This window comes from Mumia quercus (assembly GCF_025506335.1).
GTDB classification, from domain to species: Bacteria; Actinomycetota; Actinomycetes; order Propionibacteriales; family Nocardioidaceae; genus Mumia; species Mumia quercus.
The window spans coordinates 241,002-262,494 of record NZ_JANZYO010000004.1; the positions used below are offsets into that span (position 1 = coordinate 241,002).

Consider the following 21,493-nt stretch of genomic DNA (forward strand, 5'->3'; position numbering starts at 1 on the left):
ACGACCTCCTCGTTGTGGCGTTCCCTGCGATCCTCCCCCGCGACGCCCTCAGATGCCAGGCCGCCCCGTCTCGTCCGGGGGGTGGAAGACCCAGGGCGTACGAGGCAGGGACGCCGGGTCGAACTCCGCGAGCATCCCGGCGGCGTCGCGCGCAGCCATGCCGAGCGAGTCCGCGATCGTCGCGACGACGTCGGCGGTGCTCCAGCCCCGCGCGTGCAGGTCGGCGAGCGTGACAGCGCCGTCGCGCTTGGCGAGGCGTTTGCCGTCGGCGTTCAGCGCCAGCGGCACGTGGGCGTAGACCGGCGGCGCGAGGCCCAGGAGCGTGGCGAGATACGCCTGCCGCGGAGCCGACGCGAGCAGGTCGTCGCCCCGGACGACCTGGTCGACGCCCATGGCGCCGTCGTCGACGACCACCGCGAGGTTGTACGCGGGGACGCCGTCGTTGCGGACGAGGACGAGGTCGTCGACCGGGCCGGTGTACGCACCGTGGAGGAGGTCGCGCACGGTGTACTGCGCGACCCCTGCTGCGAGCCGCAGGGCGGCTGGCCGCTCGGCACGCCGCTGCGCGCGCTCGGCGTCACTGAGCCTTCGGCACGTCCCCGGGTACAGCCCCGGGGTGCCGTGGGGAGCCGAGGCCGCTTCCGCGATCTCGCGACGCGTGCAGAAGCACTCGTACGTCAGGCCGCGCGCGACCAGCCCGGCCACCGCCTCCTTGTAGACGGCCCGGCGCTCCGACTGCCGTACGACCGGAGGGTCCCAGTCGATGCCGAGCGCGGCGAGGTCGGCGAGCTGACGCTCTTCGGCGCCCTCGCGCACCCGGTCGAGGTCCTCCACCCGCATCAGGAAGCCGCGGTTGCTCGCGCGGGCGAACATCCAGGCCAGCAGGGCCGTACGGAGGTTTCCGACGTGCAGGTCTCCCGAGGGGCTCGGAGCGTACCGACCGCTGCTCACGCCACCCGCCGCACTCCGGCGTGCGTGCCGACCACGTCGCCGTGCAGCACGGACGCCAGCGCCTCCACACCGTCGACGAGCCCCGGCCCCGGGCGTACGACGAGGGCGTCCGCGTCGACCGCCCACACCGGCTCCGGGCCGACGAGCTCCGAGACGCGGGCGGCGACCTCCTCGGCCTGCTTCGCCGCACCGTCGAGGTCGTAGCCGCACGGCGCCACGACGACCACGTCGGGCCGCGCCGTCCGCAGCGTCTCCCAGCCGGTCGGGTGTGAGCGCTGTCCGGGATGTCCGCCGGCGCTCGTCCCGCCGGCGAGGCTGACGAGGTCGGGGATCCAGTGGCCGCCGAGGTAGAGCGGATCGGTCCACTCCACGACCGCGACCCGCGGACGGGTGCGCCCCTCCACCGCCAGGCAGACGTCGGCCAGCCGGCTGCGCAGACGTGCGACGAGGGACTCGCCACGCTCCGGGACACCGGCGCGCTCGGCGACCTCGGCGATGCCGACGAGGACGTCGGCGAGCGAGTGCGGGTCGAGCGTCACCACGTCGGGGTCGCCGCCCAGGCGCTCCCGTGCGCGCTCGACCTCCCCCGCGGGGACCGCGCACACCGCGCACAGGTCCTGGGTGAGGATCAGCTCCGGCGCGAGCGTGGCCAGCGCGTCCACGTCGAGCGCCGAGCCCTCAGGGCCCGAGCGGACGACGACCTGGCGGCCGGCCCGCGCCTGCGCGTCGCAGGCGTCGGTGACCGCGACGAGGTCGTCGTCCAGGTCGAGCGCGAGCACGATGTCGGTGGCGGCCGGCAGGAGGGACACGATTCCGCTCATGTGGCGGCATCCTACGCACGTCGCCTCCGACGCAGACAGCCACGAAGGGGCCGCGTGACCCATCCCACAACCGGCCGCGCTGTCAGGATCGCGTGCCACGATCGAAGGGTGAGCACGTCCGGTCCGACACCCCCCGACGCCGTCCGCACCTGGCGTCCGGACGCGCCGGTCGACGTGCGCCGCACCCTGGCGATGCTCGCCAAGGGCCCGTACGACCCTGCGCACCACGTGTCCCCCGACGGCGCGGTGTGGCGGGCGAGCAGGATGACCGACGGCGCGGTCACGTACCGCGTGACCTCGGTCGACGGCGAGGTTCTCGTCGAAGCCTGGGGTCCGGGTGCCGAGACGCTGGTCGCAGACGCCCCGACGCTCCTCGGCGCCGGTGACGACTGGACGGGCTTCGACCCGCGGATCCCCCTCGTCGCCCGGGCCCGCCAGCGGCACCCGGGTCTGCGGTTCCCCCGCCAGCGGCGCATCCTCGAGGTGCTCGTGCCGGCGATCCTCGAGCAGCGGGTGCCGGGTGTCGACGCGTTCGCCGCGTGGCGGCGCTTGCTGCGCGCGTACGGGGAGCCCGCGCCCGGGCCGACCCCGCGCCCCATGTCCGTCCCGCTGCCGGCAGAGCAGTGGCGGATGCTGCCCTCGTGGGCGTGGCACCGTGCGGGCGTCGACCCCGCCCGCTCACGGACCGTCGTCCGGGTCGCCGAGCGCGCCGCCGCGCTCGAGCGCCTCGTCGACCGCCCGTACGAGGAGGTCGCCCTCGCCCTGCGCACCCTCCCCGGCGTCGGCGTGTGGACGGCCGCCGAGGTGACGGTACGCCTCGGCGACCCCGACGCGGTGTCGGTCGGCGACTACAACCTCGCCAAGGACGTCGGCACCGCCTTCGACGGTGTCCCGGTCGACGACGACAGGATGCTCGAGATCCTGGAGCCGTGGCGCGGTCATCGGGGCCGCGTGGTGCACCTGCTGTACGCCGACGGCGCGCTCGCGCGACCGCGTCGCGGGCCGCGGATCACTCGCATGGACCACCGCGCACGCTGAGGCGAGTCGGCCGACCTGCCGACTTCGCTCGTACGGGGGATGATGGCGCCATGCGACGCCTGGGGGACGTCGCGTGGAGGGTAGTCGTCCTCGTGGCGGTCTGGGTCGTCCTCGGACGGGCGGTCGGGCTGCTGGCCGGCGACACCCCCGACGCGACGATCGCAACCGCAGTCGTGACCACGGCGCTGTGGTACGCGACGGCGGGCGTCGTCGCGCTCCGAGACGGGCGCCGCCACGCGCTCGCTCACCCCTACCCGGTGTGGGCGCTCGTCGGTCTCCTCGCCTCGCTCGTGTGCGTGGTCTGGCAGTGGGCGGCCCGCTCGCTCAGCGAGGGCGCCGCGGACCTCGTCGTGCTGCGCGACGAGCTGCCGCTCCTCGCCCCCGGCCTCGCGGTCGGCGTGTGGGCGTGCGCCGCAGCGGGCCTGGCGCTCGGGCGGCACGACGCCGCCGTACGGGAACGGGCTGCCGCGCCCGTCCCGGCAGCTCAGCGCCCGCTGACGACGTCGGCGACGCGCGCGATCCAGGACGTCCTCCCGCCGCGCGTGTCCTCGCGGCGGTCGGCTGCACGATAGGCCGCGTACATCGCCTGCACCCCCAGCCACCGCAGCGGCTCCGGCTCCCACTTGCGCGTCCGGTGGCCGACCCACGGCAGCGCCGTGAGCGCGGTCGTCTCGCCGAGGACGAGGTCGCGCAGCGTCCGCCCGGCGAGGTTGGTGGTCGTCACCCCGTGCCCGGTGTAGCCGCCTGCTGCGGCCAGCCCGGTCGTACGGTCGAGCGTCACCGTCGCGCACCAGTCGCGGGGGACGCCGAGCACTCCCGCCCAGGCGTGGTCGAGCCGCGCTCCGGCCGCCTGCGGGAACCGCTGGGCGAGGATGGCCCGGAGGCTGTCGATGGTGGCCTGCTGGGTGGCGCCGTCGTGGTCGGTGCGCGAGCCGTAGCGGTACGGGACGCCGCGTCCGCCGATCGCGATCCGGCCGTCGGCGGTCCGCTGCGCGTACATGTACGCGTGCGCCATGTCGCCCACGGTCTCGTACCCGTCCCACCCGATCGCGTCCCACACCGCGTCGCTGAGCGGCTCGGTGACGACCATCGCCGAGTTCATCGGGAGCCACGTACGGCGCAGGCCCGGCAGGCGCGGAGTGAACCCCTCGGTCGCCCGGACCACCCAGGTGGCGTCGACGCGGCCGTCGCGCAGGACGGCGCGCCGGGGCTCGATCGCCACGACCTCCGTCTCTTCGTAGATTTCCACGCCGAGCGCCTCGACCACGTCGGCGAGACCGGTGACGAGCTTGGCCGGGTGGAGGCGCGCGCAGTGCGGGGTCCAGAGCGCGCTCACGGCGTCGGCGACCCGGATCCGCTCGGAGAGCTGGGTGGCGTCCAGCAGCTGGTGGTCGTGGTCCCCCCACGACTGCGCGTACGCGTGCTCGGCCCGCAGCCGCTCGTCCTGCGCGGGGCTGCACGCGACCGTCAGCTCCCCGCCCTTGACGAGGTCGGCGTCGATCCCCTCCGCCTGCGCGACGGCGATCACCTCGTCGACCGAGGCCTTCATCGCGTCGGCGAGCGCGACGACGGCGTCCCGGCCGCGGCTGCGCGCGTACCTCTCGGGCGACCCGGCCATCGCCGCCGTCAGCCACCCGCCGTTGCGGCCGGAGGCCCCGTAGCCGCACATCTCCTTCTCGAGCACCGCGATCCGCAGGCTCGGGTCGGCTTTGGCGAGGTAGTACGCCGTCCACAGACCGGTGAGGCCACCGCCGACGATCGCGACGTCGACGCGGTGCTCCCCGGTGAGCGAGCGACGCGTGGGGGTGGTGCGCCCCAGGCTGTCCATCCAGAACGAGACGCGGCCGTTGACGCGTGGCCCCGAGGCGTCTGGGTTCACAGCGCGACCGCCTTGCCGCTGACCCGCACGCGCGGGGAGTCGGCGCTCAGGCTCACCTGGATCAGGCTCGGACGCCCCATGTCGACTCCCTGCTCGATCGAGAAGGCCGCGTCCGGGGCGACCAGACCGTGGTGGGCGAGGTAGGCCCCGAGCGCGGCCGCCGCAGCACCGGTCGCCGGGTCCTCGAAGACGCCGCCGACCGGGAAGGGGTTGCGCGACTGGAACGTCCCGTAGTGGTCGGGCCAGACGAGCTGGAGCGTGGTCAGGTCGGCCTCGCGCATCAGGTCCGCCAGCGCAGGCTGGTCGTACGCCAGCCGGGCGAGGCGCTCGCGGGTGCGCGTGACCAGCACGAGGTGCCAGACGCCTGCGTTGGCCAGCGAGAGCGGATAGCCGGGATCGAGGTCGTCGCGCTCCCAGCCGAGGGTGGCGAGGACGGCGTCGACGAGGTCGGCCGGTGCCGGGACGACCTGCGGCTCGACGCTCGTCAGCGTGGCCCACAGCTGCCCGTCGCGCTCGGTGGTGTCGACCGCGATCTCACCCGCCGGGGTGTGGAACGTCAGCGGCCCGGCACCGACGCGCTCGGCGAGCGCCACGCCGCTCGCGACCGTGGCGTGCCCGCAGAAGGCGACCTCGGCCTCGGGCGCGAAGTAGCGCACGTCGTACGTCCGGTCGCTGTCGCGCGCCACGAGGAAGGCCGTCTCGGAGTAGCCCACGTCTGCCGCTGTCTGCAGCATGGCGTCGGCGCTCATGCCGCTGGCATCGAGCACCACACCTGCAGGGTTGCCGCCGTCGGGGTCGTCGGAGAACGCGGTGTAGCGGAGGATCTCGGGCATGAGACCCACGCTAGTCGGCCCGAGGGCAGGCTAAGGACGCCGCCCGAGGAACGCGACGAGCTGCTCGGTCGGCGTGGCGTCCGGCCCCACCTCGACCTCGGCCCCGATCTGGCCGCTCGTGCGCATGAGGTCGCCGAGCTGGTCGGTCCGCGTGCGGATCCAGGCGATGTCGGTGTCGGAGATCGTGTCGTCGACGCCGACGGCGTGCGCCAGGTCCCACCCGTGGACGACGAGGTCGAAGCTCAAGAAGCCGTCCACCATCGCCTCGAACGTCGTCGGCCCGAAGATCGGGCTCTCGTACGGCGCGGTCGCCGCCTCGGGGTCGCGCAGGTGGCCGAGGACGACCCCGGTGGCGTGGTCGAACGCGGAGGCCGGGTCGTCCGCAGGCGCAGCGGGCATCTCCCGGCCGACCATCGACACGAACTGGCCCTGGGTGTCGACCACGTGCTGGACGAGATCGCGTACGGTCCAGTCCTCGCACGGCGTCGTGCCGTCCCAGCCGTCCTCGGGCACGGCACTCAGCGTGGTGAGGAACCGCTCGCGCAGGCGCGCGTAGCGCTCCGCCGGAGTCTCGTCAGTCATGGCAGCGACCGTAGGGCACCACCCTGACGCTCTGTCAACGCACCACGGTCAACGCGGCACGTGCGCCATCCAGTCGGGCGGCACCCGTCCGGCGGGGCCGGGCGCCGGCTGGTCCGCGGGGTGGGCGGTGGGCGGCGCGAGATCAGGGCCCGTCGCCAACGTCTCGTCCTGGTAGTCGTAGTACCAGTCCTCCCCCGGCTCGAACGACTGCACGTAGCGGTGCCCGGTCGCCTTCCAGTGCGCGGTCGCGTGGCGGCCGGGCGAGGAGTCGCAGCACCCGACGTGCCCGCACTGCGCGCAGCGCCGCAGGTGGAACCACCATCCCGCCGGCTCCGCGGAGTCGCACTCGACGCATCCCGGACCGCTCGGCGGCACGTCCACGTCGATCCCCTCGGTCATCACGTCCCCTCCCGTCGCAGCGGTCTCGCCAGGCTACGCCGGTCGACGCTGCCGGGCCCGCCGAAGCCGTGCCACCATGGAGAGCATGGCACCGGAGCAGCCGCGCGACGCCCACGAGCCGCACGTCCACGAGCAGCCTGAGGACGGCCACCCGCTGGGGACCGAGGCCGACGGCACGGCGAGCGAGGAGTTCGCCGAGCGCTGGTCGTACGGCAACCCGGAGGCCCCGCACACGATCGTGGAGTTCGGTGACTTCGAGTGCCCGTACTGCGGGGCGGCCAAGCCCGTCCTCCACGAGCTCGTCTCGTCGTCGGACGGCCAGGTACGCCTGGTGTGGCGCCACTTCCCGCTCTACACCGTGCACCCGTTCGCGCTCACGGCGGCGCTGGCCGCCGAGGCGGCCGGCCAGCAGGGGGCGTTCTGGCCGATGGCGGGGCAGCTGTTCAAGCACCAGGACCGGCTCGACGACGCCTCGATCATCGCGTACGGAGACGCGCTCGACCTCGACACCAGCACGCTGGTCGGTGAACCCGCCCAGCAGTTCGCCGACGCGGTCCGGCGGGACTACGCCGACGGCATCGCGATGGGGGTGCACGGCACGCCGACGCTCTTCGTCGACGGCGAGCCGTACCTGGACGGGGTCAGCGTCCCCGACCTGCGCAAGGCCCTCGGCCTGTCACGCCGGGGCACGCCACGGACCTTCCGGTAGCGGCGGCGGGCCCTCCTCCTCGTCCGGCGAGCACAAGGACATCCGCTCGCCGAAGAACCGCAGGATCAGCGCACCCACGAGGGCGGACGTGAGCGAACCGACGAGGATCCCGATCTTGGCCTCGTTGCGCAGGGCCTCGTCGGCGAAGGCGAGCTCGCTGACGAAGAGCGCGATCGTGAAGCCGATGCCGCACAGGAACGCCCCTCCGAGCAGGTGCCCGTACCTGACGCGGCCCGGCAGGGTGCCCAGCCCCGTCTGCAGGGCGAGCGCCGCGCCCGCGACCACGCCCAGCGCCTTGCCCACGAGCAGGCCGAGCACCACACCGAGCGTCACCGGGCTCCCGAGGGCGTCGCCGAGCGCCTCACCGCTGAGCACGCCGCCGGCGTGGGCGAGCCCTACCGCCGGGACGACGTGTTTGGAGCTGATCGGGTGCAGCGCGTCCTGGAGCCGGTCGGCGGTCGGCACCGCCGACCGGACGGCACTGACCGCGAGCCGCGAACGCGTCGCGTCGCGGTCCTCGATGAGTGCGCGCCCGTAGAACAGCAGCCGCAGCCGCACCTCCTCGGTGCGTGACGTGTGGCGTACGGGGACGCACAGGCCCACCGCGACCCCGGCCAGCGTCGGATGCAGTCCCGACTCGAGGACCGAGACCCACAGCGCGACGCCGACGAAGAGGTACGGAGCGACCTGCCAGATACCCACCCACCGCATCGCGACGAGCACGGCGATCAGCGCGCCACTGGTCGCTAACGCCGTGAACGACACGTCCTCGGAGTAGAAGAGGCCGAGCAGCGCGATGGCGCCGATGTCGTCGAAGATCGCGAGCGTCAGCAGGAAGACGCGCAGCTGGTCGGGGCACCGCGGCCCGACCAGCGCCAGCACGCCGACGACGAACGCCGTGTCGGTCGACATCGGCACTCCCCAGCCGTCGAGGTCCGGACCGGACGGGTTGACGAGGAGGTACAGGCCGATCGGGACCGCAAGCCCGCCGATCGCGCCGAACAGCGGCACGGACGCCGCCCGGAAGCTGCGCAGCTCGCCGACGGTGAGCTCGCGGTTCACCTCGAGGCCGACGACGAGGAAGAAGATCGCCATCGCGGCGTCGTTGATCCAGTGGTGGAGCGTGAGGTCGATGCTGCCGTCGCCGACCGCGATGCTGGCCGGGGTCGACCAGAACTCCTCGTACGAGTGGCCGGCGAGGTTCGCCCAGACGAGAGCCGTCGCAGACATCAGGAGCAGCAGCGTCGCGCCGCCAGACTCCGTCGAGAGGTAGCGCCGCAGACCGGCCGACAGACGGGGGTACGGGACGACGACGCGAGGCTTGGGTCCTGGCCTGGTGGGGACTCCGGTGGGGATCGGATCGGTCACGTGACAAGCGTGGCAGAGCGGACGGGTCGACGGGTGGCGCGATCTCTGTCCGTGAGTGGCCGTTATCGCGTGGCGAAGTGTCAGATGCGCTCCGTAACGTCATCCCGTGACCACCTCGACCGACCAGACGTCGACCCAGACCCCCGTCGTCCGCGACCTCTCGCTCGCCGCACTCGGGGTGACGGTCCTGCTGTGGGCGTCCGCGTTCGTCGGGATCCGCGCGGTCGGCGAGACGTTCTCCCCAGGCGCGCTCTCGCTCGGACGTCTGCTGGTCGCGGCTCTCGCGCTGTCGCTCCTGTACGTCCCGCGCCAGCTCGGCGCGCGACGCGAGCCGCTGCCCCGCGGGAGGACGGCCGCGCTGATCCTCGCGTACGGCGTGCTGTGGTTCGGCGCCTACAACGTCGCGCTGAACGCCGGCGAGCTCCACGTCGACGCCGGCACCGCCGCGATGCTCGTGCAGCTCGGCCCGATCCTCATCGCGGTGATCGCCGGGCTGTTCCTCGGCGAGGGGTTCCCGGCGACGCTCGTCGCCGGCCTCGCCGTGGCCTTCACAGGCGTCACGCTCATCGCGCTCGGCGGGGACGGCTCCGACAACGACCTCAAGGGCGTGCTGCTGTGCGTCCTCGCCGCCGTCCTGTACGCCGCCGGGGTGCTGCTCCAGAAGCCCGTGATGGGGTCGGTCTCCCCGCTGCAAGTGACCTGGCTCGGCTGCGTGATCGGCGTGGTGGCCTGCCTGCCGTTCGCCGGCCAGCTCGTGAGCGAGGTCCGCGACGCCTCCGCCGGCGCGATCCTGGGCGTCGTCTACCTCGGTGTCTTCCCGACCGCGCTGGCGTTCACGACCTGGGCGTACGCGTTGCGCCGCGTCGGCGCCGGGCCTGCGAGCGCCACGACCTACCTGGTCCCCGCGATCGCGATCGTCCTCTCGTGGATCCTCCTCGCGGAGGTCCCGACCGCCCTCGGTCTCGTCGGAGGCGTGCTCTGCCTCGTCGGCGTCGCGCTCACGCGCATGCGGCGGCGGGCACCGCGCTGACGGCACCGCGCTGACGGGGCGTCAGACCAGCAGCCCGCCGATCAGCCGGACGAGCACCTCGGAGGACTCGTCCCTGACGCGGGCGCGGTCCTGCGGCGAGGCGGCGGCGATCGCCATCCCGCAGCCCCCGAGCATCGAGAACGTGATGCTGGCGGTCGTCGCGATCGGGAGCGGAGGCAGCCGTCCGGCCGAGACCAGCGCGGTGATGATCTGCTCGATCAGGCCGGCCGCGAACTGCTCCTCGCACGCCTTCCAGTCCTCCCATCCGAGCGCGATGGGCCCCTGGCGTAGCACGATCTCCGCGTAGTGGGAGTCGACCACACGGTCGAGGTAGGCGTTCATGGCCGCGAGCGCGCCCGCGACCGGGTCCTCGTGCACGAGGTAGGCCTCCTGGATCGCCGCCATCGACTCGGTCTCGGTGCGCTCCAGGACGGCACGGAAAAGGTCCTGCTTGTCCTTGAAGTGGTGGTAGACCGCACCGCGCGTCAGCTGCGCGGCGGACGCCACCTCCGAGAGGGCCGTCTTGGCGTAACCACGCTCGGCGAACATCGCGGCAGCGGTTGTGAGCAAGGCCTCACGGGTCTCCTCGGAGTACTGCTCGCGTCTGCTGCGGGGGCGTGACATACTTCCAGCATAAGACATACACTGTGTATGTGACCGACATGGCGCACGTCACAAGCACTGCGTCGGTCGGACCCGAGCTTTCACGGGAGGAGACCCAGATGACGAGCTCCACGACCACCCGCTCCGCCTGGGAGCGGACCACCCGGACCCAACGCGCGCTGCGCGACCTGACCTCGGCCGTCGAGCAGGACCCGACCTCGCTGCACGAGGCCGTCCGCCGCGCCCGCACCGAGACCTTCGGCACGCTCGACATGCTCCTGCGCGAGGCGCACGCGCAGTGGGTGCGAACCTTCGACGCCCGCCTCGACGCCCTCATGGAGAACGGTGCGTACGGCGATCAGGAGGCCGTCGACGCCCTGTGGACGGAGACGTCGCAGGCGCTGCCGGGCACAGCACGCCTGCTCGACGCGTACGCCGACCACCCAGCGCTGGTGCTGGCTCACGCCCAGCACGCGCAGCGCACCCGCCACTCGATGGCGACCGAGCTCCCGTCGCGGTGGACGACCGTGTCCCTGCCGCGCCACCGCACGAACGAGCCGGGCCGGTGGCGCCGGCGCGCGCTGGCCCTGCTGCCCCACTGACCCGAGGCTCAGGTGACGTCGCGCAGCTTGTCGGGGTTGCGGACGATGTCGACGGCCGCGATCCGGCCTGAGCCGTCGACGACGAACGACGTCACCGACCACGCGCCCAACGCGTCGCGCATCACGATGCCGTAGGACCCGTTGACGAGTGCGGGCCGCACCTCCAGGGGCGGCCTTCGCAGGAACCCCAGCAGGATGCGCGCGACCTGCTCCGCGCCGACCTGGACGTCCCGCACCGCCGGGACCTTGCCTCCCCCGTCCGAACGCATCACCACCTCCGGGTCGAGCAGCGCGACCAGCGCTGCGAGGTCGCCGCCCGCGCACGCGGCCACGAACGCTTCGACCACCTCGCGCTGCTGCGCGAGAGACGGTGTCGAGCGCGGCGCGTGCGCGCGTACGTCCTTGCGGGCACGCGCGGCGAGCTGGCGTACGGCGACAGGTGTCCGCCCTACGACCTCGGCCACCTCCTCGAAGGGCATGCCGAACACGTCGTGCAGCAGGTAGGCGACCCGCTGCGCCGGCGAGAGGCGTTCGAGGACGACGAGCAGCGCCATGCTCAGCGACTCGTCGAGCGTCACCCGGTCTGCCGGGTCCGTGCCGAGCGGCTGCACCACCGGCTCGGGCAGCCAGGTCCCCACGTACCGCTCGCGGCGTACGCGCGCGCTGCCGAGGTGGTCCAGAGCCAGGTGGGCCACGGCGGTCGTCGCCCACGCGCGGAGGTCGAGGACCGCGTCGGCGTCCGCGCGCTGGAGCCGCAGCCACGCCTCCTGCACGCAGTCCTCCGCCGCGGCCCACGAGCCGGTCACCGCGTACGCCACGTGCTGGAGGTGCGCGCGGTGCTCCTCGAACTCCTCGGCGAGCGCGTCGAGCCTCACGCGTAGGTCCGCTCGAGCCAGGAGCCGAAGTCCACCTTGCCCCGGGCGTACGGCGCCGCCGAGACCAGGGCCCCTTCACGCAGCGCCCGTCCCGTCGGGCCCCAGGTGGGGACTCGCAGCGGCACCCGCCCCCGACCCGTCGCGCGGTGCCACGCGCGCGCCAGGTCGCGGATCGGCACCGCGTCCGGCCCGGCGATGTCGAGGGTCCGCCCCTCGCCAGGGCCCTCCGTCACCTCGGCGAGGGCGTCGCAGACCTCGCGCACGTCGACCGGTGCCAACGCGACGCCGGACGAGAGACGGAGGCCGGCCTTGGCCACCGCACCGAACACCATGTCGACGAACCCGTGGAACTGCGTCGCCCGCACGACCGTCCACGGGACCTCCCCCGTACGGACGGTCCCTTCCTGCGCCACCTTGGCGCGGTAGTAGCTGAAGGACGGCACCTGGTCGCAGCCGACGATCGAGACCACGACGTGGTGGCGGATGCCTTCAGCGGCCTCCGCCTCCACCAGCCGGCGCGAGCCGTCGACCAGCACGGTCTGCGCGGCCCGGCCTCGGCCGTTGCTCGCGTCCACGACCGCGTCGCACCCTGCGAGGGCGTCGCGGAGACCCGCCCCCGTGCTCAGGTCGACCGGGAAGGTGGTGCTCGAGCGGCTGAGCGCCCGCACCTCGTGCCCCCGCGCCGCGAGCACCTCGCACAGCGGGACACCCAGCATCCCGGTCCCTCCGATGACAGCGACTCTCATGACAGGTCCTTCCGTGGTCTACGTCGTCTCCCCCCGGACGACGCAGGCCACGCAAACGTGACATCGGCTCACTGCGGAGGTGCGTCAGGCAGTCCGAGCAGCGTGAAGAGCGCGGTGTCGAGGAAGACCGAGATGTTGGTGACCTGGTGGTTCTTGATGTCCAGCGCGAAGAGCGCCCACGGGACGAAGCCGCCCTCGGGGGTCGGCCGCCACTGAGCGAAGCCCGGCGACCCGTTGATCGTGAGGGGCACGAGCCGAGAACCCCGGCACTCCGAGCCGGGGCCGAGCATCCAGGACCGGATGTCGTCGCGTCCCTGGATCCACATCTCGTACGGGGGCATGCTCTGGGTCGCGTCCTCGCGCAGCAGCGTGACGAGCGTGTCGATGTCGTACGCCTCGAACGCCTCGACGTACTTGTCGAGGAGCTCTTGCTGGCCGGCGTCCAGCGGGTCGTACAGCTCGCCGGACTCGCCCTGCGTCTCAGAGAGGGTCGCACGGGCACGCTGCAGGGCGCTGTTGACCGAGGCGACGGTGGTGTCGAGGAGCTCGGCGACCTCAGCGGCGCGCCAGCGGAGCACCTCGCGGAGCACCAGCACGGCGCGCTGGCGCGGGGGCAGGTGCTGGAGCGCGGCGACGAAGGCGAGGCGGATCGACTCCCGTCCGGCGGCGATCTCGGCAGGGTCGGCGGTGTCGGGGAGGATGCGCTCGTCGGTCATCGGCTCCATCCACGCCTCGTTGGCGCGCTGCGCGGCGAGGGAGTCGACGACCGGCTGCCACGCGGTCGCGGAGAGATCCATCGGGCGTGCCCGACGCTGCCCCGCGCCCAGCGCGTCCATGCAGACGTTCGTGGCGATCCGGTAGAGCCACGACCGCAAGGAGGAGCGCCCCTCGAACTTGTCGAGGCTGCGCCACGCGCGGACCATCGTCTCCTGCACCGCGTCCTCGGCGTCGAACGCGGATCCGAGCATCCGGTAGCAGTAGCCCGTGAGCTCGCGTCGGTGTCCTTCGAGATCGAGCTCGGTCGTCGCGACGGCCGTCATGGCGCCCCCTCGGCACGTGGCAGCAGCGGATCTCGCTGCAGACCCTCAGGAAACCGTACGCATCCGACAGTTCTCTCGACAACGGACTTCACGTGCGCTCTCCCCTCCCGCGCGGCGTGACCGAAAGCGGTCACGGGCGTAGCGGTGTGATGCGCATCACTCTACCGTCGGGTTTGAAACGTTCCAAACGCCTGCCTGTGCCGAAGGAGCCGTCGTGCCCGTTCGCTCTCGCCCCCTCGTCCTCATCGCCGCCGCGGCGATGGTGGTCGGCCTCCAAGCCCCCGCCGCCGTCGCCGCGCCCGTCCCCGCCACCGTCTCCACCGCCGCCTCCGATCCGCCGACGGTCGCGAAGCTGCGGGTCAACAGCACCGAGAACCCGCTCGGCATCGACGGTGACGCTCCGCGCCTCGGCTGGCAGATCGCCGCCGACCGCCGGGGGGTCACCCAGTCCGCCTACCAGGTCCGCGTCGCGAGCAGCGAGTCGCGCCTCGACGACCCCGACGTCTGGGACAGCGGCAAGGTCACCTCGCGCGACTCCGTGGAGGTCGCGTACGGCGGGCCGGCCCTGACCTCGCAGACTCGCTACGTGTGGTCGGTGCGCGTCTGGGACGACACCGGCGCCGCCTCGGGATGGAGCGAGCCAGCCACCTTCGAGACCGGCGTGCTCGACTCCGACGAGTGGGCGGCCGACTGGGTCGGCGCCCCGGTCGAGCGGCTCGGGGCGGAGTGGACCGACTACGCGATCGAGTTCACCGCGTCGCGGATCTCCGGCGCGCTCGGCGTGTACTTCCGCGGGCGCGACACCGAGCACGCCTACATGTGGCAGCTCAGCCAGGCAGAGCGGTCCCTGCGCCCCCACGTCAAGGACGGCGGGTACCGCGTCCTCCCGGCGAAGGCGTTCCCCGCCGGGTTCGACTTCGCCGCCGAGCACCGCTACCGGATCGAGGTCGACGGCACCACGATCCGCACCTCGGTCGACGGCACGCTGCTCGACGAGCGGACCGACGCGACGTTCGCCGGGCCCGGCCTGATGGGATTTCGCACCAGCGGCCCCGAGACCGGCCGCGTCCACGACGTCGTCGTGACCTCCAAGGGCGGCGAGACGCTGGTCGACACCACGTTCCCGACCGGCGACCGTACGTTCGCCGCGGGCACCGTCGCCGGAGGCGCACTCACCGTCGACGCCGCCGGACCCGAGGCGTGGCTGCGCCGCGACGACCCGGTCCCGCTCCTGCGCAAGGAGTTCGACCTCGCCGACAAGGAGGTGGAGCGCGCCCGCGTCTACTCCTCCGCGCGAGGCATCTACCGGCTCCACCTCAACGGCGAGCGCGTCGGCGACGACGAGCTCGCGCCCGGCTGGACCGCGTACGACAAGCGCATCGACGCGCAGACGTACGACGTCACCGACCTCGTTCGCAGCGGCGGCGCCAACGCCTTCGGTGCCGAGCTCGCCAACGGCTGGTACACCGGCAGCATCGCGATGTTCGGACCCGACACGTACGGCACCGAGACCTCCCTGATCGCCCAGCTGCGGGTCGACTACACCGACGGCACCTCCGAGGTGATCGGCACGGACGGCACGTGGCGCACCACCGACGGCCCCGTCCGCGAGGCCGACCTGCTGCACGGCGAGACGTACGACCAGCGCCGCGCGAACGCGGTCGGCGACTGGCAGAAGGCCTCGTACGAGGCCGACGGCTGGGACCCGGTGGTCGTGCGCAACGAGCCGAAGACCACGCTCGAGCCGCAGACGACCGTCCCGGTCCGCGTCACCCAAGAGCTCACCGACGCGAAGCAGATCGACTCGCCGACCGAAGGTGTCTACCTGTACGACCTCGGACAGAACATGGTCGGCCACGTCCGTGTGACGCTCGACGGGGACAAGGGCGACACGGTCAAGATCCGCCACGGCGAGGTCCTCAACCCCGACGGCACGCTCTACACCGCGAACCTCCGCAGTGCGAAGGCCACCGACTACTACACCCTCGGCTCGGACGAGCCCGAGACGTACGAGCCGGCCTTCACGTTCCACGGGTTCCGCTACGTCGAGATCAGCGGCGTCGAGGAGGCACCCGACGCCGAGGATCTCGTGGGAGTCGTCGTGGGCACCGACGGCGAGCTCACCTCCGAGCTCGACACGTCGTCCGACCTCGTGGACCAGCTCCACAGCAACATCGTGTGGGGCATGCGGGGCAACTTCCTGTCGGTGCCGACGGACACCCCGGCCCGTGACGAGCGGCTCGGATGGACCGGCGACATCAACGTGTTCGCCCGCACCGCCGTCTACGACATGGACGCGCAGACGTTCCTCGACAAGTGGCTCCAGGACCTGCGCGACACGCAGCGTCCGAACGGCGCCCTGCCGGGGATCGCGCCGGTCGTGCCCGGCCGCTTCGACGGCGGGTACGAGTCCGCAGGCTGGATGGACGCCGGCGTGCACGTGCCGTGGACCCTCTGGCAGGCGTACGGGGACACCGACGTCATCCGCGAGAACTGGACGATGATGCGCAAGTACGTCGACTTCCTCGCGGCGGACTCGACGAACCACATCCGCTCCGCCGGCGGCTACCTCGACTGGCTCAACCTCGACGACCCGACCCCGGCCGACGTGCTGGACACGGCGTTCGTCGCCAAGAGCACCCGCGAGCTGGCGCAGATGGCCGCGGCGATCGGCAAGGACGCCGACGCCGCGGAGCTGCAGGAGCGGTACGAGGCGATCCGCGCCGCGTACGAGGACGCGTTCATCGGCGCAGACGGCTCGGTGAAGGGAGACAGCCAGACCTCGTACATCCTCACGCTCACCAACGACCTCGCGCCCGCGGCGCTGCGCGACAAGGTCGTGGACCAGTTCGTGGAGACGCTCGAACGCCGTGACTACCACCTCTCCACCGGGTTCCTCGGTGTCGACGGGCTGCTGCCCGCGCTCACGAAGGCCGGCCGCTCCGACATCGCGTACCGCCTGCTCCAGAGCGAGGACTATCCGTCCTGGGGGTACGAGATCGGCTGGGGCGCCACCACCATCTGGGAGCGGTGGAACTCGATCAACCCCGACGGGTCCTTCAACGACGTCGGCATGAACTCGTTCAACCACTACGCGTACGGCGCGGTGGGCGAGTGGATGTACCGCACGATGGCCGGCGTCTCCGCGCTCGAGCCGGGCTACCGCAAGGTGCTCGTCGCGCCGGAGCCTGGTGACGGGATCGACCACGTCACGTTCGGGGTGGAGACGCGCTACGGCAAGGTCCGCAGCGCGTGGAAGAAGGTCTCGGGCGGCCTCGACCTCGAGGTGTCCGTCCCGGCGAACGCCACCGCCGAGGTCCGCGTCCCGGCGCCCAGCCGGTGGGCGGTCACCGAGGGCGATGCTGCCGCCGAGGCGGCCGACGGCGTGCGGTTCGTGTCGTACAAGGACGGCGTCGCCGTGTACGAGGTCGGGTCGGGCGACTACGCCTTCGGCATCGACCGTGCGCTCGGCGAGCTGGGCGAGGCCGCTGCGGACGTCGACGTCCTCGCCGGTCAGATCGACGCGCTGGCCACGAAGGGCATCCTGACGACGCTGCTCAAGCGCCACCTGCAGAACGAGGTCGCCACGCTGGACCGTCAGGTGGAGCAGGCGCGGGCGGCGCGGGCCGCCGGTGACCGTGACGGCGCCGCCGCCCGTACGCACCAGGCGCTGGCGACGGTGTCCGCGCTCGAGCGGTGGGTGGACCTCCAGCGCGTGCTGCGACTCGTCGACAAGCCGACGGCCGAGGCGCTGAAGGCGACGCTGGCGAAGATCGACCGTCACCTGTCGGTGGCGTCGGGCGTCATCGTCGGCGCCGTCGCGAAGGCCGAGCCGCAGGGCACCGTCCATCTCGCCGGCGAGTCCGTACGGGTCGCGGTGACGCTGGAGAACAGCGGCTCCAAGACCTTGCCGGACGTGCGCAGCACGCTCACGTCGGCGTCGGGCTGGTCGGTGAAGTCGGTCGGCGCACGGCCCGGCTCGGTCGGCGCGGGCAAGACGGTCACGCACCTGTACGACGTGACGGTCCCGGACGGCACCCCGGTCGGGACCGAGACGCTCAGCGGCACGGTCTCGTACCGCCAGAGCTGGGGCACCGCGACGCTGCCGGTCGCGGCGGACGTGGTCGTCTCGCCGACGCTCACGCTCGACTCGGCCGCCGTGGCGCCGGGGTCGGCGACGGCGGGTGACGAGGTGACGGTCACGGCGGTGGTGCGCAACCACAGCACGCGGACGGCGTCGGGTGCGCTGACGGTCTCCGGCCCGGGGTTGCCGGCGTCCGCGCCGGTGGCGTACTCGGTGCCTGCCGGTGGCACCGCTGAAGTGCCGGTGAGCGTCGTCGTGCCGACCACCGTCGTCGCGGGGCCGTTCGCGCTCACGGCGTCGACGGGCGCGACTGAGGCGGAGAAGGCGTCGACGACGCTCGCCGTCACGCTCGCGACGCCGCCGCAGGGTGCCGTCGACCACGTCGACGTCGGGCTCGGCTCGTCGGAGCAGGCGCACCGGCTGACGGCGTCGCAGCACTCCGGCACGAACGTCGAGGCGGGGCTCACGCGGCGCTACACGCACTCGTCGTACCCGGGCGGCTGGTTCGAGATGGACATCGCCGTCCCGGCCGGGGAGGCGTTCGTGCTCCGGGCGATCGAGACGTACGACGGCGCGCGTCGCAAGACGTACGACATCGTCGTCGACGGCGAGGTCGTGCACTCCCACGACGCGCGGCGTACGGAGGGCGGCGCGGGCACGCAGACGTACCAGGTGCTCGTCGACCGGCCCGACCTAACCGCCGACGGTGTCGTCCGCGTGCGGTTCCAGGACACCGGCGCCGACTACGACCCGTCGATCGCCGACGTCTGGTCGCTGCCCGTGTCCTGACCGCCGGGCGGCTTGGGTTTGCCACGCCAGCGTGGGCGCCTCTGGTTGGCGCGGCGTACTTGCCGCGCCAACCAGGGTTTGCCGCGCCAGCGTGGCAAACCCTCGCGCGGTGGCCGGATGCGGACAGCCCCCTTCACCGTGTGAGCCGGCCGCGCCAACCGGGGTGTCTCGCGGGCGCGCGCGGGGTGACTCGCGGGCTAGATGAGGTCGCGGCGGACGGCCCAGACGACGGCCTCGATGGGCGTGGAGACCTCGAGGGCGGAGCAGACGGTACGGAGCCGCCGCCGCACCGTCCGTTCCGAGAGGAGCATCCGCCGGCCGACCGCCTCCACGGTCAGACCTTGCGCGACGAGCGCGAGGAGCGCGAGGTCGTCCTGCTCCAGCGGTCCTGACACGTCCGACCTTCGCCGTTGGATGCCGCGCGTCATCGTTCCCCCCATCCCCCTCATGTGTGCGTCCTACCTCCTGGGCACCAGCCGCTCGAGCTGGGTGACGTGCTCCGGGTGCAGCTCGTCGAGGGTGCTGACGCCCAGCAGCCGCATGGTGCGCTCGATCTCGGTCCGCAGGATGTCGATCGCCTTGTCGACGCCTTCGCGACCGCCGGCCATGAGGCCGTACAGGTACGCGCGGCCGATCAGCGTGAAGCGCGCGCCCTGCGCGACGGCGGCGACGATGTCGGCGCCAGACATGATGCCGGTGTCCAGGTGGACCTCGGTGGAGTCACCGACCTCGCGGACCACCTCGGGCAGCAGGTGGAACGGGATCGGCGCACGGTCGAGCTGGCGGCCGCCGTGGTTCGACAAGACGATGGCGTCGACGCCGAGCTCGGCGAGCCGCGAGGCGTCCTCGACGCTCTGGACGCCCTTGACGACGAGCTTCCCCTTCCACTGGTCCTTGATCCAGGCGAGGTCGGCGTAGTCGACCGTCGGGTCGAACATCGTGTCGAGCAGCTCGGCAACGGTGCCGGACCAGCGGTCGAGCGAGGCGAAGGCCAGCGGCTCCGTCGTGAGGAAGTTGATCCACCACGCCGGGCGCGGGATCGCGTTGACGACCGTGCGCGGCGTCAGGGTGGGCGGGATCGTCATGCCGTTGCGGGTGTCGCGCAGCCGCGCGCCCGCCACCGGCACGTCGACGGTCACGACGAGCGCCTCGTAGCCCGCGGCCGCCGCGCGGTCGACGAGCGCCATCGACCGGTCGCGGTCCTTCCACATGTACAGCTGGAACCAGTTGCGCCCGTTCGGGTTGACGTCGCGGACGTCCTCGATCGAGGCGGTGCCCATCGTCGAGAGGGTGTACGGGATGCCCGCCGCACCTGCCGCCGACGCCCCGGCGTACTCGCCCTCGGTCTGCATCATGCGTGTGAACCCGGTCGGCGCGATGCCGAAGGGCAGCGCCGACGTCGCGCCCAGCACCGTACGAGAGGTGTCGACCGCGGAGACGTCACGCAGGATGCGGGGGTGGAACGTCACGTCCCGGAACGCCTGCCGGGCGCGGGCGAGCGACAGCTCCTGCTCGGCGGCGCCGTCGGTGTAGTCGAAGGCGGCCTTCGGCGTACGACGCTTCGCGATCGCCCGCAGGTCCTCGATGGTCAGCGCCGCGGCGAGACGGCGCTCCTTCGGCGAGAGAGTCGGCTTCTTGAACTTCAGCAGCGGCCGAAGATCGCGAGGGCGAGGTGCGCGACGTTCCATCATGAGACCTTTCGCGGAGCGAGCGGAGCGGTGCTCCGGAGTGGGCGGGGGGTGTAGTGCTGCTGGTCGAGCGTCGCGCCGACGAGCGCCCGCAGCACCTCGAGGTCGCCTGTCACGGCCCCGAGCGTGCGTGCCTGGACGAGGGCGTTGCCGAGCGCCGTCGCCTCGACCGGGCCGGCCAGCACCTCGAGACCGGAGCGGTCTGCGGTGAGCTGGCACAGCAGCGTGTTGAGCGCGCCGCCTCCGACGATCTGGATGCGGCGGATGTGCCGGCCCGCGAGGTCGGCTGCGCGGTGGAGCGTCGTCGCGAACGCCTCGGCCAGGCTCTCGAGGATGGTGCGCGTGATCTGCGCGCGTCCCTCGGGCGCAGGCAGGCCGTGCTCGGCGGCGTACGCATGGATCCGTGCCGGGATGTCGCCGGGCGCAAGGAACCGCGGGTCGTCGACGTCGAAGAGCAGCGGCGCCTCGGCGTCGGCGGCGGCCGCCAGCAGCGTCGTGAGGTCGAGGGCGTGACCGTCCTCGCGCTCCCACGTGCGGATCGACTCGCTCAGCAGCCACAGACCCATGACGTTGTGCAGGAACCGGATGCGCCCGTCGACGCCGCCCTCGTTGGTGAAGCCGGCCAGGCGCGCGTCCTCGGTGAGGACGGGCGTCTCGAGCTCGAGGCCGGCCAGACCCCACGTCCCGCAGGAGACGTACGCGTCGTCCGGGCCGAGGACCGTGCCGGCGACGGCCGACGCGGTGTCGTGCGACCCGACCGTCGTCACCGTGAGGTCGTGACCGCCGAGCTCCTCGCGCACGTGCGGGAGGAGACCGCCGAGCACGGTGCCGGGTGGCGTGAGCGTCGGCAGGATCCCCGCCGGGATGCCGAGGGTGGACGCGAGCTCGGCGTCCCACACGCCGGTGGACACGTCGAGCAGGCCGGTCGTCGACGCGTTGGTGACCTCGGCGCCGACCGCGCCGTTCAGCCAGTGGCTGATCAGATCGGGGACGAGCAGCAGCGAGTCGGCGTGCTCGAGGTGCGCCCCGTCGGCGGCCAGCTGGAAGACCGTGTTGAACGGCAGGTGCTGCAGGCCGTTGCGGGCGTAGAGCGCGGCCGGGTCGACGGCCGCGTGGACCTGCTCCACCGCCGCCACGTTGCGGGCGTCGCGGTAGTGGAACGGCGTCGAGACCATCCGGCCGTCGCGCATCAACGCGTAGTCGACCGCCCAGCTGTCGACGGCGAGCCCCGCCAGCGCGGGCGTCGCACGGACGGCCGTACGCAGTCCGGTGACGATCTCTCGGAACAGACCGACCACGTCCCAGTGGAGCCCGTCGGGCAACCGCACCGGGGTGTTGGCGAACCGGTGCACGACGTCGAGCCGCACGCCGGCGGGGCCGACCTCGGCCACCACCACGCGTCCGCTGGTGGCACCGAGGTCGACCGCTGCGACGTGCACGGGTTCAGCCATGCCCC

19 protein-coding genes and 1 pseudogene are annotated in these 21,493 nt (G+C 72.7%); 6 read left to right on the top strand and 14 right to left on the bottom strand.

Annotated features, from left to right (window positions below; translation table 11 throughout):
* Positions 1-48: 48 nt before the first annotated feature.
* Both gluQRS and NYZ95_RS10505 read right to left on the bottom strand, forming a co-directional pair.
* Positions 49-951: a tRNA glutamyl-Q(34) synthetase GluQRS gene (gene gluQRS / locus NYZ95_RS10500; protein WP_262851220.1), complete on the bottom strand. Its 903-nt coding sequence runs from the start codon at positions 949-951 to the stop codon at positions 49-51.
* Entirely contained in the window at positions 948-1,772 is an 825-nt protein-coding gene (locus tag NYZ95_RS10505) for an ABC transporter substrate-binding protein (protein WP_262851221.1), read from the bottom strand. Before NYZ95_RS10505 ends, gluQRS begins: the two co-directional genes overlap by 4 nt.
* A gap of 108 nt (positions 1,773-1,880) precedes the next feature.
* Here NYZ95_RS10505 and NYZ95_RS10510 point away from each other — a divergent pair, with 108 nt between their 5' ends.
* On the top strand, positions 1,881-2,810 hold the full coding sequence (locus NYZ95_RS10510) for a DNA-3-methyladenine glycosylase family protein (RefSeq protein WP_262851222.1): 930 nt from the start codon (positions 1,881-1,883) through the stop codon (positions 2,808-2,810).
* Between the two features lie 50 nt (positions 2,811-2,860).
* On the top strand, positions 2,861-3,382 hold the full coding sequence (locus NYZ95_RS10515; RefSeq protein ID WP_262851223.1) for a hypothetical protein: 522 nt from the start codon (positions 2,861-2,863) through the stop codon (positions 3,380-3,382).
* On the opposite strand, the gene NYZ95_RS10520 is transcribed toward NYZ95_RS10515, so the two are convergent.
* Genes NYZ95_RS10520 through NYZ95_RS10535 form a run of 4 tightly spaced genes read right to left on the bottom strand, consistent with a single transcriptional unit; the run spans position 3,295 to position 6,503 of the window.
* Positions 3,295-4,689 carry an NAD(P)/FAD-dependent oxidoreductase gene (locus NYZ95_RS10520; protein ID WP_262851224.1) on the bottom strand — a complete coding sequence of 465 codons (1,395 nt, stop codon included), beginning with the start codon at positions 4,687-4,689 and terminating at the stop codon, positions 3,295-3,297. The two genes, NYZ95_RS10515 and NYZ95_RS10520, sit on opposite strands and share 88 nt — an antisense overlap.
* Positions 4,686-5,522, bottom strand: a complete 837-nt coding sequence (locus tag NYZ95_RS10525) for a PhzF family phenazine biosynthesis protein (protein ID WP_262851225.1) — start codon at positions 5,520-5,522, stop codon at positions 4,686-4,688. The genes NYZ95_RS10520 and NYZ95_RS10525 overlap by 4 nt, the downstream gene beginning before the upstream one ends.
* A 30-nt stretch (positions 5,523-5,552) precedes the next feature.
* On the bottom strand, positions 5,553-6,104 hold the full coding sequence (locus NYZ95_RS10530) for a TIGR03086 family metal-binding protein (RefSeq protein WP_262851226.1): 552 nt from the start codon (positions 6,102-6,104) through the stop codon (positions 5,553-5,555).
* 48 nt (positions 6,105-6,152) lie between these two features.
* Positions 6,153-6,503, bottom strand: coding sequence for a UBP-type zinc finger domain-containing protein (locus tag NYZ95_RS10535; protein ID WP_262851227.1), 351 nt, complete (start codon positions 6,501-6,503; stop codon positions 6,153-6,155).
* Between the two features lie 85 nt (positions 6,504-6,588).
* Here NYZ95_RS10535 and NYZ95_RS10540 point away from each other — a divergent pair, with 85 nt between their 5' ends.
* Positions 6,589-7,212, top strand: a complete 624-nt coding sequence (locus NYZ95_RS10540) for a DsbA family protein (RefSeq protein WP_262851228.1) — start codon at positions 6,589-6,591, stop codon at positions 7,210-7,212.
* On the opposite strand, the gene nhaA is transcribed toward NYZ95_RS10540, so the two are convergent.
* Positions 7,180-8,580, bottom strand: coding sequence for a Na+/H+ antiporter NhaA (gene nhaA, locus NYZ95_RS10545; protein WP_262851229.1), 1,401 nt, complete (start codon positions 8,578-8,580; stop codon positions 7,180-7,182). The two genes, NYZ95_RS10540 and nhaA, sit on opposite strands and share 33 nt — an antisense overlap.
* A 106-nt stretch (positions 8,581-8,686) precedes the next feature.
* On the opposite strand from nhaA, the gene NYZ95_RS10550 reads away from it, so the two are divergent.
* A complete protein-coding gene (locus NYZ95_RS10550; RefSeq protein WP_262851230.1) occupies positions 8,687-9,610 on the top strand; it encodes a DMT family transporter in 924 nt (307 codons plus the stop codon).
* A 21-nt stretch (positions 9,611-9,631) separates the two neighbouring features.
* On the opposite strand, the gene NYZ95_RS10555 is transcribed toward NYZ95_RS10550, so the two are convergent.
* Positions 9,632-10,234: a TetR/AcrR family transcriptional regulator gene (locus NYZ95_RS10555; protein ID WP_262851231.1), complete on the bottom strand. Its 603-nt coding sequence runs from the start codon at positions 10,232-10,234 to the stop codon at positions 9,632-9,634.
* A gap of 98 nt (positions 10,235-10,332) precedes the next feature.
* Here NYZ95_RS10555 and NYZ95_RS10560 point away from each other — a divergent pair, with 98 nt between their 5' ends.
* A complete protein-coding gene (locus NYZ95_RS10560; protein WP_262851232.1) occupies positions 10,333-10,815 on the top strand; it encodes a hypothetical protein in 483 nt (160 codons plus the stop codon).
* Positions 10,816-10,823: 8 nt separating this feature from the next.
* Here NYZ95_RS10560 and sigJ read toward each other — a convergent pair whose 3' ends face one another.
* The 3 genes and pseudogenes from sigJ to NYZ95_RS10575 form a co-directional block, all read right to left on the bottom strand.
* The gene (gene sigJ / locus NYZ95_RS10565; protein ID WP_262851233.1) at positions 10,824-11,690 is read right to left on the bottom strand and encodes an RNA polymerase sigma factor SigJ; all 867 of its coding nucleotides are present in this window, start codon (positions 11,688-11,690) and stop codon (positions 10,824-10,826) included.
* Positions 11,687-12,436 carry an SDR family oxidoreductase gene (locus NYZ95_RS10570; RefSeq protein WP_262851234.1) on the bottom strand — a complete coding sequence of 250 codons (750 nt, stop codon included), beginning with the start codon at positions 12,434-12,436 and terminating at the stop codon, positions 11,687-11,689. Before NYZ95_RS10570 ends, sigJ begins: the two co-directional genes overlap by 4 nt.
* 68 nt (positions 12,437-12,504) lie before the next feature.
* A pseudogene (locus NYZ95_RS10575) lies at positions 12,505-13,482 on the bottom strand (sigma-70 family RNA polymerase sigma factor); the annotation flags it as partial.
* 208 nt (positions 13,483-13,690) lie between these two features.
* On the opposite strand from NYZ95_RS10575, the gene NYZ95_RS10580 reads away from it, so the two are divergent.
* A complete protein-coding gene (locus NYZ95_RS10580; RefSeq protein WP_262851235.1) occupies positions 13,691-18,349 on the top strand; it encodes a family 78 glycoside hydrolase catalytic domain in 4,659 nt (1,552 codons plus the stop codon).
* A 197-nt stretch (positions 18,350-18,546) separates the two neighbouring features.
* Here the strand turns inward: NYZ95_RS10580 and NYZ95_RS10585 are convergent, their stop codons facing one another.
* From NYZ95_RS10585 to NYZ95_RS10595, 3 genes are all read right to left on the bottom strand, one after another.
* Positions 18,547-18,744 carry a LuxR C-terminal-related transcriptional regulator gene (locus NYZ95_RS10585; RefSeq protein ID WP_262851236.1) on the bottom strand — a complete coding sequence of 66 codons (198 nt, stop codon included), beginning with the start codon at positions 18,742-18,744 and terminating at the stop codon, positions 18,547-18,549.
* A gap of 63 nt (positions 18,745-18,807) precedes the next feature.
* The gene (locus tag NYZ95_RS10590) at positions 18,808-20,037 is read right to left on the bottom strand and encodes an alpha-hydroxy acid oxidase (protein WP_308212233.1); all 1,230 of its coding nucleotides are present in this window, start codon (positions 20,035-20,037) and stop codon (positions 18,808-18,810) included.
* Complete coding sequence (locus NYZ95_RS10595; protein ID WP_262851238.1) at positions 20,037-21,488, bottom strand: rhamnulokinase; 1,452 nt, start codon at positions 21,486-21,488, stop codon at positions 20,037-20,039. The genes NYZ95_RS10590 and NYZ95_RS10595 overlap by 1 nt, the downstream gene beginning before the upstream one ends.
* Positions 21,489-21,493 lie beyond the last annotated feature (5 nt).

Excerpts from the sequence above, each read along its gene's own strand:
- NYZ95_RS10505 (WP_262851221.1), bottom strand. The coding sequence starts at position 1,772 with ATGAGCGGAATCGTGTCCCTCCTGCCGGCCGCCACCGACATCGTGCTC.
- NYZ95_RS10515 (WP_262851223.1), top strand. The coding sequence starts at position 2,861 with ATGCGACGCCTGGGGGACGTCGCGTGGAGGGTAGTCGTCCTCGTGGCG.
- NYZ95_RS10525 (WP_262851225.1), bottom strand. The coding sequence starts at position 5,522 with ATGCCCGAGATCCTCCGCTACACCGCGTTCTCCGACGACCCCGACGGC.
- NYZ95_RS10530 (WP_262851226.1), bottom strand. The coding sequence starts at position 6,104 with ATGACTGACGAGACTCCGGCGGAGCGCTACGCGCGCCTGCGCGAGCGG.
- NYZ95_RS10535 (WP_262851227.1), bottom strand. The coding sequence starts at position 6,503 with ATGACCGAGGGGATCGACGTGGACGTGCCGCCGAGCGGTCCGGGATGC.
- NYZ95_RS10540 (WP_262851228.1), top strand. The coding sequence starts at position 6,589 with ATGGCACCGGAGCAGCCGCGCGACGCCCACGAGCCGCACGTCCACGAG.
- NYZ95_RS10555 (WP_262851231.1), bottom strand. The coding sequence starts at position 10,234 with ATGTCACGCCCCCGCAGCAGACGCGAGCAGTACTCCGAGGAGACCCGT.
- NYZ95_RS10560 (WP_262851232.1), top strand. The coding sequence starts at position 10,333 with ATGACGAGCTCCACGACCACCCGCTCCGCCTGGGAGCGGACCACCCGG.
- NYZ95_RS10570 (WP_262851234.1), bottom strand. The coding sequence starts at position 12,436 with ATGAGAGTCGCTGTCATCGGAGGGACCGGGATGCTGGGTGTCCCGCTG.
- NYZ95_RS10590 (WP_308212233.1), bottom strand. The coding sequence starts at position 20,037 with ATGGAACGTCGCGCACCTCGCCCTCGCGATCTTCGGCCGCTGCTGAAG.
- NYZ95_RS10595 (WP_262851238.1), bottom strand. The coding sequence starts at position 21,488 with ATGGCTGAACCCGTGCACGTCGCAGCGGTCGACCTCGGTGCCACCAGC.